The 18,199-nt window shown below is 54.1% G+C and carries 12 protein-coding genes; 1 reads left to right on the top strand and 11 read right to left on the bottom strand.

What is annotated here, in order from left to right; translation table 11 throughout:
• Positions 1-5: 5 nt before the first annotated feature.
• From rlmN to DW757_RS00640, 10 genes are all read right to left on the bottom strand, one after another.
• Complete coding sequence (rlmN, locus tag DW757_RS00690; RefSeq protein WP_118750701.1) at positions 6-1,136, bottom strand: 23S rRNA (adenine(2503)-C(2))-methyltransferase RlmN; 1,131 nt, start codon at positions 1,134-1,136, stop codon at positions 6-8.
• A 54-nt stretch (positions 1,137-1,190) separates the two neighbouring features.
• Entirely contained in the window at positions 1,191-2,609 is a 1,419-nt protein-coding gene (gene rsmB / locus DW757_RS00685; RefSeq protein WP_118750700.1) for a 16S rRNA (cytosine(967)-C(5))-methyltransferase RsmB, read from the bottom strand.
• Positions 2,602-3,318: a zinc metallopeptidase gene (locus DW757_RS00680; protein ID WP_118750699.1), complete on the bottom strand. Its 717-nt coding sequence runs from the start codon at positions 3,316-3,318 to the stop codon at positions 2,602-2,604. The genes rsmB and DW757_RS00680 overlap by 8 nt, the downstream gene beginning before the upstream one ends.
• Before the next feature lie 94 nt (positions 3,319-3,412).
• On the bottom strand, positions 3,413-4,351 hold the full coding sequence (gene fmt, locus DW757_RS00675) for a methionyl-tRNA formyltransferase (protein WP_118750698.1): 939 nt from the start codon (positions 4,349-4,351) through the stop codon (positions 3,413-3,415).
• Between the two features lie 65 nt (positions 4,352-4,416).
• Positions 4,417-4,896, bottom strand: a complete 480-nt coding sequence (gene def / locus DW757_RS00670; protein WP_008398084.1) for a peptide deformylase — start codon at positions 4,894-4,896, stop codon at positions 4,417-4,419.
• Positions 4,897-4,955: 59 nt separating this feature from the next.
• Positions 4,956-7,643 (bottom strand): primosomal protein N', encoded by a 2,688-nt coding sequence (gene priA, locus DW757_RS00660; protein WP_243033249.1) that lies wholly within the window; start codon positions 7,641-7,643, stop codon positions 4,956-4,958.
• On the bottom strand, positions 7,612-9,042 hold the full coding sequence (gene murF, locus DW757_RS00655) for a UDP-N-acetylmuramoyl-tripeptide--D-alanyl-D-alanine ligase (RefSeq protein ID WP_015574242.1): 1,431 nt from the start codon (positions 9,040-9,042) through the stop codon (positions 7,612-7,614). The genes priA and murF overlap by 32 nt, the downstream gene beginning before the upstream one ends.
• 71 nt (positions 9,043-9,113) lie before the next feature.
• Positions 9,114-10,577, bottom strand: a complete 1,464-nt coding sequence (locus tag DW757_RS00650) for a UDP-N-acetylmuramoyl-L-alanyl-D-glutamate--2,6-diaminopimelate ligase (protein ID WP_008398081.1) — start codon at positions 10,575-10,577, stop codon at positions 9,114-9,116.
• A gap of 71 nt (positions 10,578-10,648) precedes the next feature.
• Positions 10,649-13,807 carry a DNA translocase FtsK gene (locus tag DW757_RS00645; protein WP_118750811.1) on the bottom strand — a complete coding sequence of 1,053 codons (3,159 nt, stop codon included), beginning with the start codon at positions 13,805-13,807 and terminating at the stop codon, positions 10,649-10,651.
• Between the two features lie 393 nt (positions 13,808-14,200).
• Positions 14,201-14,989: an ATP-dependent Clp protease proteolytic subunit gene (locus DW757_RS00640; RefSeq protein ID WP_347559947.1), complete on the bottom strand. Its 789-nt coding sequence runs from the start codon at positions 14,987-14,989 to the stop codon at positions 14,201-14,203.
• A gap of 274 nt (positions 14,990-15,263) precedes the next feature.
• Here DW757_RS00640 and citC point away from each other — a divergent pair, with 274 nt between their 5' ends.
• Entirely contained in the window at positions 15,264-16,376 is a 1,113-nt protein-coding gene (citC, locus tag DW757_RS00635; RefSeq protein ID WP_118750697.1) for a [citrate (pro-3S)-lyase] ligase, read from the top strand.
• A gap of 130 nt (positions 16,377-16,506) precedes the next feature.
• Here the strand turns inward: citC and DW757_RS00630 are convergent, their stop codons facing one another.
• Positions 16,507-18,195, bottom strand: a complete 1,689-nt coding sequence (locus DW757_RS00630; RefSeq protein ID WP_118750696.1) for an SH3 domain-containing protein — start codon at positions 18,193-18,195, stop codon at positions 16,507-16,509.
• Positions 18,196-18,199 lie beyond the last annotated feature (4 nt).

Below are 18,199 nucleotides of genomic sequence, written 5' to 3'. Positions count from 1 at the left end.
CTTCCTTACGTCCTTTCCTTCTCAATATAACTTTTGCGAAGCTGCCCGCAGGCCCCGTCAATGTCGCGGCCCATCTCCCGGCGCACGGTCACATTGATGCCCCGCCTTTCCAGATAATTCTTAAAGTCCTCTATGGCCTTCCGGTCAGACTGCTTATAATCTCTCTCCTTGATCGGGTTTACCGGAATCAGGTTTACGTGGCCGTGCTGGTCTTTTATAAGCTCTGCCAGAGCCCTGGCCTCTTCCAGGTTGTCGTTGACACCCTTTACAAGGCTGTACTCGAAGGTCAGTCTTCTGCCGGTCTTCTCAAAATAGTAATGACAGGCATCCAGCACATCCCGGAGGGCATAGCTCTTTGCCACAGGCATCAGGGTCTTTCGCACCTCGTCGTTCGGCGCGTGAAGAGACAGGGCCAGAGTCACCTGCAGCCCCTCCTCGGCAAACTGGCGGATGCGCGGCACAATGCCGCAGGTGGAAACCGTCACATTTCTCTGGCTGATATTCAGACCATTCTCATCAGTCAGAAGATGGATGAAGCGAATCAGATTGTCGTAATTGTCCATAGGCTCTCCTGAGCCCATCACTACCACATTGGAAACCCGCTCTCCCGTATCCCTCTGTATCCTGTAGATCTGTTCCAGCATCTCGGAAGGCTTCAGATTTCTCTCCAGGCCGTCAAGGGTTGACGCACAGAAGCGGCAGCCCATCCGGCAGCCCACCTGAGAGGAAATACAGACAGAGTTCCCATGCTTATAGCGCATCAGCACGCTCTCGATCACGTTTCCGTCAGAGAGCTCAAACAGGTATTTTCTGGTTCCGTCCACAGCCGAGATACGCACATCCACCGGCGTCAGTGAGGCGTAAAAACACTGCCTTCCAAGCGTCTCCCTCAGTCCCTTGGAGAGGTTCGTCATCTCGTCAAAGGAGGCTGCCAGCTTGACATGCATCCACTGGTAGAGCTGCTTTGCCCGAAAGGGCTTCTCTCCCATCTCCTTCAGATACGCTTCCAGCTCCGGAAGCGTCATGGATTTGATATCTGTCTCTGAAACCGTTCTGCCTTCGGACTCCTGTTTTTCGTTTTTTTGTCCTTCTTTCAGAAATCCTTCTGCTAAAATTTCCTTCCTGTTCTCACTCATCTTTTCTACCTGTCCTCTGTCCGTCTAAATGCGGCAGGCCTTAAGTCCTGCCGTTTACCTGCCCTCTTCCTTCCGCCTGAATACGGAGATAAAAAAGCCGTCTCCCGGGTAAAACCCAGGAAGAAGCTGCACATATCCCTCTTTTCTCGTATCGCGGCAGAGGGTTTTTGCCAGCTCCTCCCCGATCCGCCCCGTCAGATCCACCGGCTCAAAGGGCAGATTTTCCAGTATCCAGGCCGCATTTTCCTCATTTTCCGCCCGGTCAATGGTACAGGTGCTGTAGACCATCGTCCCGCCCGGCTTGACATAGCGCCAGACAACCGACAGGATCTCCCTCTGAAGCCCGGCCAGGGCAAGGGTCTGCTCCCTGTTCATATTGTAGCGGATGTCCGGCTTGCGGCCCATAATTCCAAGTCCGGAGCAGGGCAGATCCGCAATAAGCAGATCCGCTGTCTCCTCAGAATCTCTGTCAAATTCCAGGGCATCCTGAACCCTGGCCTCTATGTTGAAAAGTCCGGAGCGGCGGATATTATCCTCCACCAGCGCAATCTTTGACTCACTCAGGTCCCGGACCTCCACCATCCCTGTACCGTTCAAAAGCTCCGCGATATGAAGGCTTTTCCCTCCCGGAGCTCCGCAGACGTCAATGACATGGCTGCCCTCCTTAACCCCTGCCGCGTCCCCGGCCAGGGAGGAGCTGAGATCCTGTACCTGCAGAAAGCCGTCTGCAAAAGCGTCCAGCCCTTCCAGATAATCCACATTTTTTAAGAATACCACCTGATCTGAGTAGCCGCTCTCAATGACCTCCACCCCCTGTTCCCTCAGGGATTCCAAAATTTCCTCTCTGGGGGCCTGGTTCAGATTCATCCTCACTGTGAGAGGTCTCTCTCTCAGGAAGCTCTCCGCCATCACCTGAACAGCCTTCCTGCCGTATTCCGGCTCCCACTGGCCGAGAATCCACTGGGGCAGACAGTATCTGACGCTGTCGTCCGGCCAGCTTATCTCCTCTTTCTTCCGGGCAATATTCCTGAGAACTCCGTTTACAAAGCCCTTAAGACCTGAGAAGCCTCTTTTTACTGTCAGCTTCACCGCCTCATTGCAGGCCGCCGAATCCGGAACCCGGTCCATATAGCAGATCTGGTACACCCCCATCCTGAGGATCGTGCGCACGGTCGGTTTCATCTTACGCAGAGGGGTGCTTGAAAATGACTCAATGATAAAGTCTATCTGCATCAGCCGCTCCAGCGTCCCGTCTACCAATCTCTTGATAAAGGAGCGCTCCTGCTTTTCCAGATACTGATATTTTTTCAGGGCATTCAGGAGAACCACGTGGCTGTACTGTTTCTTTTCCAGCACCTCCATGAGAATGTCGGCGGCAATCTCTCTTGCATCCGGCATTCTCTGCGGGCTCCCGGCCTTCTTCCCTTCTCTCTGCTTTCCGTTTTCCGGCTTCCTGCTTCCCGGTCTAGTCATTATTTCTTCTTCCTCCAAACAGTATGATAAGGCGCATAAGCTGGAGAATCGAACCTGCCGCTGCCGCAACATAGGTCAGGGCAGCCGCTCCCAGAACGCGTCTTGTCCCGTCCACCTCATTTCCGGAAAGAATCCCTGTGGAGTCCAGCAGCCTGACTGCCCTGGAGGATGCGTTGAACTCAACCGGAAGGGTGACAAGCTGAAACAGAACTGCCAGCGAAAACAGGATAATTCCCAGCTGGACGATAGGGGAACCAAAGCCTCCGATAAGGATTCCAATCAAAATCAGCGGCCAGGAAATCTGTGAGCCGAAATTGGCAATCGGCACCAGCGCGCTTCTGAAATTTAAGGGGGCGTAGCCGACTGCATGCTGAATGGCATGACCGCACTCATGGGCTGCGACTCCGATAGCTGCCACTGAGGTGGAGCTGTAGACGTCATCTGACAGATTCACCGTTTTGGTCCGGGGATCATAGTGATCCGACAGGCTTCCCGGCACGCGGCGGACTGTCACATCGTAAATCCCCTGGCTGTTTAAAAGCCTCTGGGCCGCCTCCGCTCCCGTCATCCCTGTCATGGAGCGCACCTTCGAATACCTGGCAAAGGTGCTTTTGACCTTGGCCGAAGCCGCCAGCGAGAGGATTACGCCAATTAAAACCAGTATCATTGTCGGATCAAAAAACGGGTAATACCCATAACCATAGTACATAGATGAAAGACTCCTTTTCTCAACTAAATCATTTACTGCCGCCTGCGGCCCTGCTTTCCCAGCTTTCTACTCATTTTCCCCTATGGCTCAAAATTTATCCCTGACAGAGGATCTCCCCTTCTTCTAAGGAAAATCCCCGAAGGAAGGACGCCGCGTCCATGCGCTTCTTGCCCTCGAGCTGAAGCTCCTTTACTGCCAGAGCGCCATCTCCCGTCCTGACGAGAAAGCGCTCCTTTTCCACCTTTATAATCTCTCCGGGAACTCCCTCAAATGTCCCTTCCAGCACATCAGCGGCCCACAGCTTCATGGTTTTTCCCTTGTAGCCTGTATAAGCGCTGGGCCACGGATTCAGCCCGCGGATCAGGCGCTCAATCTTTGCCGCGCTCTGCGTCCAGTCAATATTGCCCAGGGACTTGTCAAGCATGCCTGCGTAGGTCGCCCCCTCCTCAGGCTGCTTCGTGCGGACAGCCGTTCCGTTTTCCAGGGCTTCGAGAGTTTTTAAGATCAGCGGCCCTCCTGCCCTGGAGAGCTTTTCAAACAGGCTTCCTCCCGTCTCATCCTCCGCCAGGGGAATCACTGTCCGGTCCAGCATATCGCCTGTGTCAAGGCCTACATCCATCATCATGGTGGTAATGCCGCTCTCCTTTTCGCCGTCAATCACCGCCCACTGAATCGGGGCCGCTCCTCTGTATTTGGGGAGCAGAGATGCGTGGATATTGACACAGCCATATTTCGGAAGCTCCAGGATCTCCTTTGGCAGAATCTGCCCGAAGGCAGCCACCACGATGGCGTCCGGGTTTATCTCTCTGAGCGTCTTTAAAAATTCTTCGTCTTTCTTTACCCTCGCCGGCTGGTAGACCGGAATCCCGTAGGAGAGAGCCTTCTCCTTCACGGGAGTCATCAGGACTGCCTTTCCTCTGCCCTTTGGCTTGTCGGGCTGTGTCACCACAGCCGCCACCTCATGCCCCGCCTCTACCAGTGCCGTAAGGGGGGGAACTGCAAAGTCCGGCGTTCCCATATATACAAGTTTCATAAGCTTACCAACTCCTTAGCCTTCTGTCAGGTTCAGTCCGGGATTTTCCCCGTCCTGCCTCTGCTTTATTCTTCCTCGAAATCTGCATTTACATCCTCAAGCTCTCCCTCTACCTTGTCCACATAGAGGACTCCATAGAGGTGATCGCATTCGTGGCAGATGGCTCTTGCAAGCAGTCCCTCTCCCTCCAGCACAAACTCCTCCATCTTTTCATTGAGAGCCTTCACCTTCACATAGTCAGGCCTTGTGACGGTGCCGGATTTTCCCGGAACACTCAGACAGCCCTCAGGCCCTGTCTGGCTTCCTGACGTCTCGAGGATCTCCGGGTTAATCAGCACATACTGATTTCCGTCCTCCACATCAATGACCACAATCTGCTTTCTGACGCCGACCTGCACAGCCGCAAGCCCCACGCCGTTTGCCTCGTACATGGTGTCAAACATATCCTCGATAAGCTCTGCCGTATGGGGGGTCATCTCCTTTACCGGCTTGCACTCTTTTCTGAGGATTTCATCGCCAATGGTTCTGATTTCTCTGATTGCCATATCTAAACTCTCTCCTTTTTCTGCTTTATCTTATCTGAATCTTGTCTGGAACATAGATCCTACCATACATCATACTGCACGGACACGGAGCTGAACCGGGGATTTGATTTCTGCAGGGAATCGATACATTCCCGTATCCCGCCGATTTCGCCGTACACAGGCTCAGACGGCCTCTGTCCGCAAACGTCCATCCCGTCATGCACTCCGGATGCAGGTTCTCCCGCGAAACAAAGCCCCCGGCCTTCAGCCGTAACCTCTGAGGCCGGCAGGCGCAGATCGAATGACCGCTCTGCGGCCATTATATCATATCCTCCGGATATGTATCTCTCCGAGGGATGCGCACTCGCCGCAGGAGTGTTCAGGCTCCTTTCGGGCGCCGGCGGCTCGGCGCAGATATAATGCCGCTCTGCGGCCATTATATCATATCCTTCGGATATGTATCTCTCCGAGGGATGCGCACTCGCCGCAGGAGTGTTCAGGCTCCCTTCGGGCGCCGGCGGCTCGGCGCAGATATAATGCCGCTCTGCGGCCATTATATCATAACTTTGACTCTTAATATATAAAATTTTTCTGTATATATCATTAACTTTGTAAACCGGCGCGTTGACCGGGCCGATCAGCTGGAACGGCACCCGGCGGCTGGAGAGAAGCTCTTCGGCCCTGCTTAGAGCCGCCTCTGTGAAGGCTTCAAGGAGCGCCTCGTCCCTGGCTGCAAAGAGAACTGCCGACATCCGGCAGGCGGGCGGATAATTCATCATCCTCCTGTAGGCCATCTCCCTGCGGTAGAAAGCCTCGTAATCCTGTCTGGCCGCCGCCTCAATACTGTAGTGGTCCGGACTGTAGGTCTGGATTACCACATTTCCTCCCCGCTCTCCCCGTCCGGCCCTTCCGGCCGCCTGCACCAGAAGCTGGAAGGTGCGCTCGGCGCAGCGGTAGTCCGGCGTGTTCAGGGACAGATCCGCTGCCATGATTCCCACCAGAGTCACATTCCTGAAATCGTGGCCCTTCACAATCATCTGGGTTCCGATTAAAATATCTGCCTCTCCGCCGGCAAAGGCCGAGAGAATCTCTTCATGGCCTCCCTTTTTTGACGTGGTATCTGCATCCATTCTGAGTACCTTTGCCCCCGGAAACAGTCTCTTTGTCATCTCCTCCAGCTTCTGAGTTCCCGTTCCAAAGCCGGCGATATAGGGAGAGCCGCAGGACGGGCATTTCTCAGGCATGGGAACGGAGTAGCCGCAGTAGTGGCAGCAGAGTCTTCCGTTATTGTGAAGGGTCAGCGACACATCGCAGTGAGGACATTTGACGGCCTCCCCGCAGGAGCGGCAGGACACAAAGCTGGAATAGCCTCTCCGGTTCATAAAAAGCATCATCTGTTCCCCGCGGCCAAGCCTGTCCTCCATCAGCTCTGTCAGCCGCCTGCTGAACATGGTCTTGTTCCCTGCTTTCAGCTCCTCCCGCAGATCCACCGTCTCCACCTGCGGCAGGCGGCTGTTTTCTGCCGCCCGCCTGGTAAGCCTTAAAAGCCCGTACTCTCCCTGAAGAGCCCTCGTAAAGGATTCCACAGAAGGAGTTGCGGAGCCTAGCACTACATCTGCTCCGCAAAGGCGGGCGCGCAGTCCGGCCACCTCCCTGGCATGGTAGCGGGGCATGGTTTCACTCTTATAGGCCCCCTCGTGCTCCTCGTCAATGATAATCAGTCCCAGGTTGGAAAAGGGGGTGAAGAGAGCCGAGCGGGGGCCGATCATAATGTCCACCTCTCCCTTCATGGCCCTCTCCCACTGATCATACCGCTCTCCCTGGGACAGTCTGGAATTGATAATGGAGATCCTGCTGCCGAACCTCCGGTAAAACCGCATAACCGTCTGGTAGGTCAGGGCAATCTCCGGTATGAGCACAATGGCCTGCCGCCCCATGGCAAGAACTCTCGACAGCATTTCCATATACACTTCCGTCTTGCCGCTTCCTGTAATTCCATAGAGCAGCCACGTTTTCTCCCGTCCCTCTGACGGTGCCTGACAGTCCCCGTGTCTTTCCCGGTAGGAACCCCAGAATTCCTCCACGGCTCTTTTCTGTTCTTCGTTTAAAGGCAGGATATTGGAGGAAGTCCCTTCTCCCTCTACGGGATTTCTGCTGATTTCCTCCCTCACCACCTCCACCACCCCCTTCTCAATCAGAGGCTTCAGGGAGGACGCAGTTATATTTAACTGGTTTTCCAGCACCTGCGCCGGAATCTCCGGCTCCTCCAGAAAGGCCTCATAGAGGCGAATGCGGGCGCGGTAGCTCTTTTTTCTGGCCTCGGAGAGGGCTCTTAAAAGCTCTTCTCTCGAAAGCAGGCAGCGAATGGTCCGCTTTTCTCTGGCCTTAATCTTCTGCTTTACCGGAAGCACGGTTTTCAGGGTCTGATTCATGGTGGCGCCGTAGAGGCGCTTCATCTCCCAGGCAAGCTCAATTAGCTGGGATTGGACTGACAATCGGTCAGCCGAAACCCCAGCTATCTCCTTCATCCGCGAAATATCAAATTCCGGTGTGTCCGTCACCTCCACCACAAACCCCCGGCGGATAGAATTTCCCTTTCCGAAAGGGATTTCCACCTGGACGCCGGCCCTGACAAGGGACTTAAGCTGCTCCGGGATGATGTACTGAAAGGTGCGGTCTACCTTTTCATGGGAAATATCGATGATAATGTTTGCGAAGGTGTGCTTCATATGCTCATCAGCCTTCCGTCTGCTGTCTGCCGCCGTCATTCTCCCCGTAAAAGAGAAGAGCCGTCTCTCCCAGTTTCATGCTGTTGGAGCCTTTAAAGAGAACGCAGTCCCCGGCAGATAGCTCCCTCTTTAAGAATTCTGTCATCTTCTCCCTGTCCGTAAAGGCTGCCGTTTGGAGAGAGGGCCTTCTCTCCCTGGCTCCCTCACCGATCTCCCCGGCCAGCTCTCCGAAGGTGACGAGAAGCTCCACCTTCTCCCCGGCCAGAAACTCTCCCACCTCCCGGTGGAACCTTCTCTCGTCGGGTCCAAGCTCCTTCATATCGGCCAGCACAGCCACCCTGCGCCTGGCCTGCCCGAAGGAGGACAGCACGCGAAGGGCCGCCTTCATGGAATCGGGGCTTGCGTTGTAGGTATCGTCGATGACCGTGATCCCCTGCTTTTCCCTGATCTGCTGGCGGTTTTTAAAGCCGGTAAACTCCCTGAGCTTTTCCGCCGCGGCCTCCAGGGGAACTCCGTTATAGTCCGCCACAGCCAGAGCTGCCAGGGCGTTCAGAACATTGTGCTCTCCCATAACAGAGAGGGTGACGGGAATGCGGCGCTCACCGTGAACCATGGTAAAAGACGGGCAGCCCCGCTCCAGCCTGATGTCCACTGCCCGGTAGTCGGCATTCTCTCCCGTTCCGAAATACACGGTTTTATGGCCCTCCCTGGCCCTGCTTATGCCCAGCAGATCATTGTCCCCATTCAGGAAAACAGGGCCGTCTGCCCTCATGCCGTCCTGGATCTTCAGCTTTTCCCTGAGGATGTTTTCCCGGGTGCCGAGATTTTCAATATGGGTTACCCCCACGTTTGTAATCACAGCCATATCTACCGCGGCAATCTGGGCAATCACCGTCATCTCTCCCGGCTCGCTCATGCCAAGCTCCAGAACTCCGATCTCGTCTGTGTCTGAGATCTGGGAGAGGGTGAGAGGCACTCCCACCTGGCTGTTGTGATTGGCAGGGGTCTTAAACACGTGAAAACCCGCAGAGAGAGCCGCTGCCACCATCTCCCTGGTTGTTGTCTTGCCGACGCTTCCTGTGATTCCCACTAACGGAATCGTCAGGCGGCTCCTGATATAGGCTCCCAGCTCCTGTAGAGCCCTCCTTGTATCATCCACCTGGATAAAGGCTGCCCCGGGCCACCTTTTGGCTGCAGCCTTCACCTCCTCGGATTCCTCGCTGTGTTCTGAGGTAAATACGGCAGCCGCCCCCTGCTCAAGGGCCGCCATAATAAAGCGGTGGCCGTCCTGCTTCTCCCCGATCAGCGGAACGAACAGAGCCTTCTTTCCGGCTGTGCGGGAATCTATGCTTATGTAAGCAAGCTGTGCGTCTGCATCTCCGGAAAGCAGCCGTCCGTGGCTGGCCTTCACCGCATCTCTGACAAATATATTCTGCATCGCTTCTACCATCCTGTATCATAACCTGTAAAGACTCTGCCGGGTTTCCGGGCAGAGCCTCATAAATCCGCCTACAGTCCCAGCTTCTCAACCGTCTCCAGCACTACCTGCCTGTCTAAGAAGGGATAGCGGACACCCCGGATCTCCTGGTAGTCCTCGTGTCCCTTTCCGATAATGGCGATCATATCCCCGTCATGGGCATGGGAGATGGCAAATTCAATGGCCCTTCTCCTGTCCGGGATCTCGATATACGTTCCGCTTGTCATGGAAAGCCCTACCTTAATATCCGTCAGGATGTCATTCACATCCTCATATCTGGAATTGTCCTCTGTGATAATGCAGAAATCTGCCAGATTTCCGCCGATCTCCCCCATGGAATACCGCCTCTCCTTGGCCCGGTTTCCGCCGCATCCGAAGACGCAGACCAGGCGTTTCGGCTTATAATCCCGGAGGGTTTTAAGCAGGCTCTCCATGCTGACTGCGTTGTGGGCGTAGTCCACAATCACCGTCATCTTGGAGGACTTGTAGACGATCTCCATCCTGCCGTCAATCTTTAAATGCTCAAGCCCATGGGCCACCTTCGGCTTCGGAAGATCTAAGAAGCTGCACAGGGCAACGGATGCCAGGGCGTTGGCTGCATTAAAGCGTCCCGGCACGTTCACTTTGACCTCCATCTCATAATTTCCCATCACCTGGAACACAAGGCCCACAAAGTCGCTTCCCGACACATAGCGGATGCCGGAAGCCTCAAAGTCTGCCGGCCGCTCAAGGGAAAAGGTGTGGATTTTGGCCTGGGCTCCCCTTATGATCTCCTCAAAATGCTCGTCATCCTCATTGACAATGGCCGTCTTGCAGTTCTTTAAGAGCTGCTTCTTATAGTGAAGGTACTCCTCAAAATCTGCGTGCTCTCCCGGACCGATATGATCATTGGAGATATTTAAGAACAGGCCGTAGTCGAAGGTCAGGCCGTCCACCCGGTGCATCAGATAGCTCTGTGAGGAGACCTCCATCACCATGTATTCACAGCCGGCCTTCACCATCTCATCGAAATACTGCTCCAGCAGATAGGACTCAGGGGTGGTATTTTTTGTGGCGTAGTGTTTGTCTCCGATCACTGCCCCGTTTGTGCCGATCAGACCCACCTTTTTTCCGCAGGCCTCCAGAATGGATTTAATCATGTAGGTAGTGGTAGTTTTTCCCTTTGTGCCCGTCACACCGATGGTGACCATCTTCCCTGCCGGATAGCCAAAGCGGGCGGCTGAGAGGAGAGCCAGGGCATTCCGTCCGTTCTCCACCCGGATAACCGTCACATCCTCCGGAATTTCAGAAACCTCCCTCTCAACCACCAGGATCTTTGTCCCTGCCTTCAGAACATCGGGGATGAAGTCGTGAGAATCCACATTGGTCCCCTTCATGCAGACAAAAACCGTATCCTTTCCGGCCTTCCTGGAATCGTAGACCACATCCTCTGCCGGCACGTCCAGCTCTCCCTGAACCAGCTCATATTTCAGTTCCTTTAACCAGTCGCAAAACATCTTTTTTCCTCCCTTTTTATCATACGCGGGAATGCCTCATAAGGCGCACGTGTGAATGATATTCTATAAACCTAGTAGCCCTGCTCCAGGAGCTCTTCGAACTGCTCCATGCTCATCAGAACCTTCCGCGGCTTCGTGCCTTCATCCTCTCCCACTACTCCGGCCTCAGCCAGCTGATCCATGATGCGGGCCGCCCGGTTAAATCCGATCTTTAACATCCTCTGAAGCATTCCGATGGAAGCCTTGTCCTTCTCTATAATGAACCTGGCCGCCTGCTCAAAATAGGCATCTCTGTCATTTGCGCCGTCAGGCCCTGCCCCGGCTGCCGGAGCATTCATCTTCTTTTCCACCTCGGGATCGTACTCTGTAGTCATCCCCTGCTCTGCCAGAAACTCCACAACTCTGGAGACCTCCTGGTCAGATACAAAGGCGCCCTGGACACGCTGAGGCTTCTGGATTCCCTGAGGATAGAAGAGCATATCGCCCTTCCCCAGGAGCTTCTCGGCCCCGTTCATATCGATGATCGTCCTGGAATCCACGCCGGAGGACACAGAAAAGGCAATTCTCGACGGAATGTTTGCCTTGATCAGTCCGGTGATGACATTGACAGACGGTCTCTGGGTAGCGATTACCAGGTGGATTCCGGCTGCCCTTGCAAGCTGGGCCAGACGGCAGATGGCATCCTCCACCTCTCCCGGAGCCACCATCATCAGATCGGCAAGCTCATCCACGATAATGATAATCTGCGGCAGCTTTTTCGGCTTGTTTTCGTCCTCAATATCCTCAATGGATTTGATTTTTTCATTGTAGCCCTTCAGGTCACGGACATTGTACTTTGCAAATTTCTGGTAGCGCTCTGTCATCTCGGCCACTGCCCAGTTGAGGGCGCCGGAGGCTTTCTTCGGGTCTGTGACTACCGGAATCAGGAGGTGGGGGATTCCATTGTATACGCTTAACTCCACCACCTTCGGGTCGATCATGATCAGCTTCACATCCTCCGGATCCGCCTTATAGATCACGCTCATAATCAGCGTATTGATGCAGACGGACTTACCGGAGCCTGTGGCTCCCGCGATCAGGAGGTGAGGCATTTTTGCAATATCGGTCACAACTGTCTGCCCCGCAATGTCTTTTCCCACTGCAAAGGACAGCTTGGAGGACGCCCGCTTGAATTCCTCTGATTCCAGAAGATCTCTTAAAAGCACTGTTTCCGTTTCCTTGTTCGGAACCTCGATTCCCACTGCCGCCTTGCCCGGAATGGGAGCCTCGATTCGGATGTCCGCGGCAGCCAGGTTGAGCTTGATGTCGTCGGACAGGGACACGATCTTGCTGACCTTAACACCCTGTTCCGGGTGCAGCTCATATCTGGTGACAGCCGGCCCGCAGCTGATATTGGTAACTGTAACACCGACGCCGAAGTTTCTCAGGGTCTGCTGCAGCTTGATAGCGGTATCCTTATACACCTGCTCGGAGCGTCCCGCCAGGGGTTTTCCCTTCTTTAAGAGATCAAGCGGAGGAAAGACATACGGCTTTTTCTCCGGCTCTTTCTTTGGCGGCGCCGCAGCTTCCCGGCTCTTTCTGCGATCCATCTGCTCCCGGACACTCAGTTCTTCATCCGGGATGCGGCTGTATTCCGCCCGCTTCTTTTCGATGGTTTTTCGGATCTCCTCTGTGTCTGTCTCTATCACCTTGCCGGATGCCGTAACCACCGGCTCTGCTTCCTCCGGAATGAAAAAGGTACTGCGCGGCTGTGAAGCGGCCCCGTCAGACTTCGCCTCTTCGTTCTCCCGGCTCAGATGATCCCGGACAGCGAAGAGCGCATCCCTTCCGGCCAGATCCCCGCTGTCAAAGTCTGTCTCCTCTTCTCTGCTGCTTTCCGGTTCTTCGTCTATCGGTTCGTAGCAGACATCCTCCCCGCCGGAATATAGGGTATCGTCCGCAATACTCATCTCAGCGAAGGTTCTGGTGTCTCTGTCTGCATAGATACTCTTTAAAAGCGCTTCCTCTCTGGCGGGAGTGTCCTGATAACGGGCATCCGGGTATGAAGTGACTGTATCATCCTGGAAATTCTCCGCCTCGTTTTCCTGCATCTCCTTAAATAATTCCCTGGCATGAGGAGAATCCTTTCTCCGGCTCATCAGAGGCCTTGAACTGGCTTCCTTTCTCTCTCTCTCTCCGGACTCCTCATGGCCGGGGCGCGTTTTCTCTTCTGGTTCAAAGGCCGGAATATCCTCTCTGTCTTCCCAAGCCTCCTGTCTTTCGCTGCCTTTAAGCGGCCTGAAGGCGTTTTCCTTCTCTTCCTCCTGTATGTAAGAGTCTGTCTCCCTGTCCGGCTTTCTGTCCTTCTCCGAGAAGGCCTCCACTCCGCCGAAAGCTGCCGGCCTGTCCGCCTGCTGCCCCGGCATGGTAATACTTCCCCGGAAAATATCGGCTGAATCTAAAGGTTCCCGTTCCTCCGGCTCCAGGATGTAATCCTCCGGCTCCTCTTCATAGCCTCGGCCGTATTCAGAGTCATATTCCTCTTCATATTCAGGGCTGTATCTGTCTGCCCGTCCTTCGTACTCCTCTTCCTGATCACCGCCGTAGTCCATATGCTCCGGATAGCCTGTGAGGGTAACGGCATCCAGGTCAATGCCCCGGGCCTTCTCCTCCCTCATGCGTCTGCGCTCTTCCCTGCGCTCCTCCCGTCTTTCCTCATAGAGCTCCAGACGGCGGTCCATATCATCTCTCGCATACCTGTAGGCACGCCCGCTTCCCTTTTTCACAGCTCCCACCAGGGATTTCTCCGTAATGCACACCACGCCGATGGCAAACAGAACCAGCAGAATAAGGTATGCGCCGATGGTTCCCACCGTAGACCCCAGCAGCAGAACAAGGGCGCCTCCCACAAGGCCGCCGCCCTTTCCTGAAACTGCATCCTGCTTAAAATAGTCGAGAAGTCCCAGCTCTTTTGCGTAGCCTCCGCCAAAGATCATCTGGGCCAGACCGCAGAGGGCAACTAAGGTCAGCACGGAGGCCGCCAGCTTGATCGCGGCTCTCCTGTTTCCCCTGTTGGAAGCATAAAAACAGCTTCCCACGCACAGAAGGACGGGGAACACATACCCCAGCTTTCCGAATATTCCCAACATGGCCTCCCGGCAGAAATCGCCCACCACGCCGCAAAGGTGAAAATTGCTCAAAAACAGAAGCACCGATACCGCAAATACAGCGATAATCGCCACTTCTGTCACAATAAAACTGTTTTCCTCCGGTTCCTGCTGCGCTCCCTTTCGGCGGCTTGTCCCCCTGGCACCTGAGTCTGTTTTGGAGGAAGAGCCCCTGGCTGCGCGCCCTCCTGTTTTCTTTCCTGTCTTTCTATCTGTTTTTGCAGAGCTTTCCCGGCCGGACGATCCCGCCCGCCCTCTGCTGTTTTTCGCTCTCGATCTTGGACTTTCTGATGTCTCCTGTCGTTTCCTGCTCGTACCTGCCACTTATCTAAGCCTCCAGATTCTATTTCTTTATCATTTCCCTCTGCTCCAGACTGCAGCATTTTCGGGAAACCGAGCCAATTTGCTGCGGCTCTCTTCTGTGAATGCTCACACGCTTAAATAAGTATACATAAATTTAGGCGAAAATGCAACGCATTAAAATTTTTTCTTTTTTTCAATTAATTCATTCAATTTTGTCAATGCTTCATGGATTCCTCCAACCTCATCGATCAGCCCTTCCTTCACTGCCTCCTCGCCCACCAGGACTGTTCCCAGATCCTTGGTCAGCATCTTCGTGTTCAGCATCAGCCCTTTCAGCTGGTCATAGGCAATCCTTGCATGCTCTGACACAAAGCTCAGGATCCGGTCCTGTATCATCTCAAAATAGTCATAGGTCTGGACTGCCCCGATGACCATACCCGTCATCCGCACCGGATGGATCATCATGGTTCCCGTAGGCACAATAAAGGAATAGTCGGAAGCCACAGCCAGGGGCACTCCGATGGAATGGCTGTCCCCGATGACCAGGGACACCGTAGGCCGGCTGAGAGATGCGATCATCTCCGCCAGAGCCAGGCCGCAGCTCACATCCCCTCCCACCGTGTTGATCAGGATCAGCATCCCGTCCACCTGATCGTCATCCTCAATCTCCGCAAGCTTTGGCAGAATATGCTCGTACTTGGTAGTCTTCGTATTGCTGGACAGATTCTCATGTCCCTCGATCTCCCCTATCACAGAGAGCAGGTGAATTCTGTTCTTTCTCCTGTTGTCGCTTAAGAGCACCTGTCCCGTTTCCTGTATCCGCTCCTCCTCTGTTTTCAGCTGTTCGTCCAGGCTGCTCCTCTCCTCTGAATCTGAAACGGACGAATCCTGCGCCCGCATCCTCTCTCTGCCCTCTTTTCTGCCCGGCAGGCAGATAGTTTCCCTCTCGTTTAAGTAGTCCATTTCCATCCCTCCATTTTTGTTTTCTTCAGCTGAATGGAGCTGGCCTGTTTTTCAATTACAGCATCCTTTTTCCTCTCAGCCTTCTAAGCTGAAGCGAAACTTCTGCTGCCTCAGCTTTTCCGGATTATTCTTCCCCGCAGATTTTTTTTTATTCCCATATGACATCAGGTATACTGCAGCTTTTCTTATGGGAGGCATAGGGATTTTCATATTCGATCTTTTCAGAAGATTCCGATATAATAGGAAGAAACAGCTTTAAAGAAGGGAGATAACCATGGCAGAATACCAGATCAGCGAAATCCGCCAGACAGACAGCCGTGCTCTGGCTCAGTTCGACTCTCTGCTGCAAAAAGAGGGGATTCGGAGAGATAAAAATCTTGACTACATCGCCGGGCTCTATGATGAGGACTATCACCTGGCAGCCGCAGGAGCCTGCTTCGGCAGCACACTGCGCTGCATGGCGGTGGATTCCGCATTTCAGGGAGAGGGGCTGTTAAACCAGCTTGTCACCCACCTTGTGGATTATCAGTACAGAAGGGGGAACATCCGCCTTTTTTTATACACAAAGTACAGCAAAGCCGCCTTTTTTGAAAGCCTTGGCTTTTACGAAATTGCACGGGCCAGAGGGGAGGCCGTGTTTATGGAAAACCGGCGCAGCGGCTTTAAGGGCTATCTGGAAAATCTGGTCAGGGAGACAAAGGAAGCCCTCGCGGCTCTTCCTGCACAGACACAGGCTTTTCAGAAGCCTGGAGAGCAGCTGCCCGCCGGAGCCGTTGTCCTGAATGCCAACCCCTTTACGCTGGGGCATCAGTATCTGCTGGAGCAGGCCAGCTCCTCCTGCGGCGTCCTGCATGTGTTTGTAGTGTCAGAGGATGTGTCCCTCTTCCCCTTTTCTGTCCGGTACCGGCTGGTAAAGGAGGGATGCTCCCGCCTGGGCAATGTGATCTTTCATTCCACAGGCAGCTATCTGATCTCAAACGCCACCTTTCCCTCCTATTTTCTGCAGGACGAGGAGAGTGCCATACGTTCCCACGCCAGGCTTGACGCAGAGCTGTTTTCCTCTATCGCCGATGCTCTCTCCATTTCTGTCCGCTTCGTAGGAGATGAACCCCTCAGCCATGTGACCGGAATCTACAACGAGGTTCTTCTGGAGGAATCACGGTGTCAGGAAAAGGCGGGAAAAGGCTGCCGCCTTGTGATCCTGCCCCGCCTGGAAAGCGAAGGGGCTCCTGTGAGCGCATCCCAGGTCAGGAGCCTGATCAAGGAAGGCCGGTTTCAAGAGCTTCAGAGCCTTGTGCCGGAAACCACTCTGCGCTACCTGCTCTCCCCTGAGGCAGCCCCCGTCATCCAGGTTATTCAGAGCGCTGCACAGGTCAGGCATTATTAAGAAACCGTCTGCCGTAACTGAAGAAGCCGGAGCTAAAAAAGCTCCGGCTTCTCTCTTTTCTGCATATTCTCTTTCAGCTTTGCGTCTTTTGCCGCTCTGCTGCCTGTCTTCTCTCTCAGCTTCTTTTCCTTTAGTCTCCAAGCACGTTGACAATCTTTGCAGGCGTGCGGTAATTCCAGTTGGAGATCTTGATTCCGCTGCTCGGGTTGGATGCATGGACTACCTGTCCATTGCCGATATAAAGAGCTACATGGTTGATCGTTCCGCTGCTGTCAGTGTAGAAGATCAGATCGCCCGGTCTCTTTTCCGAGGAAGAGATCGCTCTTCCGCAGCTTGCCTGTGAACCGGAGTGGTGCGGCAGGCTGACACCGAAGTGTGACATAACCGCCATGGTAAATCCGGAACAGTCGGCGCCGTTTGTAAGGCTGGTGCCTCCCCATACATATGGATTTCCCAGGAACTGAGTTGCATAGTTGGCAATCTGTGTTCTCTTTGAGGAAGTAGTGCCTGAACTGGAACCTCCCTTGCTTCCCGAGCTGCTTCCGCCGGAGCTTCCCTTGCCTCCGGAGCTTCCCGAGCTCTCCTCCATAGGAGTGAATTCAATGGCTTCGTTTAATGCATAGCGCACATCCACATATTCGGTCGCCACGTAGGCGGAGGTTGTATCCAGCTCGATTTCCACCCAGCCGTCCTGCTGGCTTAATACATTATACCTCTCACTGTTGGAAATCTGGGTCCAGATAGGAGCGTCCGTCGTCGGCTCTGTTCTGGCATTCAGCCTGTCTGTGGAGACAATGGCCATCAGCTTGGCCTCCTGCAGGGCCTCATCCTTGGCAGCCTGTCCTGTGAGAATGTACTCGGAGCTTACATATCCTGTTACCGGGCCGGATTTAATCTTGTACCATTTTCCGTCCTCCGTGGACTCCAGGATTTCACCGGCGGATTTGCTTGTCATCTTACCGATGATCTTTCCGTCCTCCTTCGGCTCCTGTCTGATATTCAGATAATTGTTCACATTGGAAATACCAATGTTGTCATACATATTCAGAACCATGGTGCGCAGATCCAGCTTTCTCGCCTCATTGAGGGCATACCGCTGCTGCACATACTCGGAGGAAATATAGCCGGCCGGAATCTTGATCCACCCGTCCTGCTCCTCCTCTATGGTGTAGCGCTCATTTCTCAGCACCTGTTCCAGCACCTGAGCATCCTGATTCGGCTCGCTTCTCACGTTCAGCTTATCTGCCGTGATCACGGCCATCTCGTCTACCAGATCAAAGGCCGCTGTCTTCGCCTCCTCCCCGGTCAGCACATATTCAGAGCTGATGTACCCGGTCAGCCCGCCGGAAGTAACCTGATACCATCCTTCTGTGGAATCATCCAGAATCTCGCAGGCGCTTCCGTCCAGCAGTTTTCCGATAATGTCCGCATTCTGATCCGGGCTCTCCCGCATATTCAGATAGCCGGTTACCTGGACAATTCCCAGATTTTCGTAGGACTCTACGACGGAGGCCTTCTGCTCGTCAATTTTCTTCTGCTCCTCGTCCTCCTCCATCAGCTCGCCCTCTAAAGCTGCGGCCTCTGTTTCATCCGTCCCCGCGCTCTCGAAGACTCCCTCAATGTTCGAAGTGTCAGCCGAGCGTCTCGTCCCCAGCTCAATCCTTCCTCCTTTTGCAATCTTGCCTGCCAGCACAATGAGCAGGATCACAATCACACATCCCGCTGCAATCAGAAAGTATTTAAACGGATCTTTTCCGTTTCTTTTCCTCCTGGCTTTCTTCAGCCTGGCAGCGTAGTCATCCGGTTTGTTAATTCCCATTCTT

Source organism: Clostridium sp. AM29-11AC, assembly GCF_003480545.1.
GTDB lineage: Bacteria > Bacillota > Clostridia > Lachnospirales > Lachnospiraceae > Otoolea > Otoolea saccharolyticum_A.
Note: the sequence above shows the minus strand (reverse complement) of the source record. Positions and strands in the feature narration are given on the sequence as shown.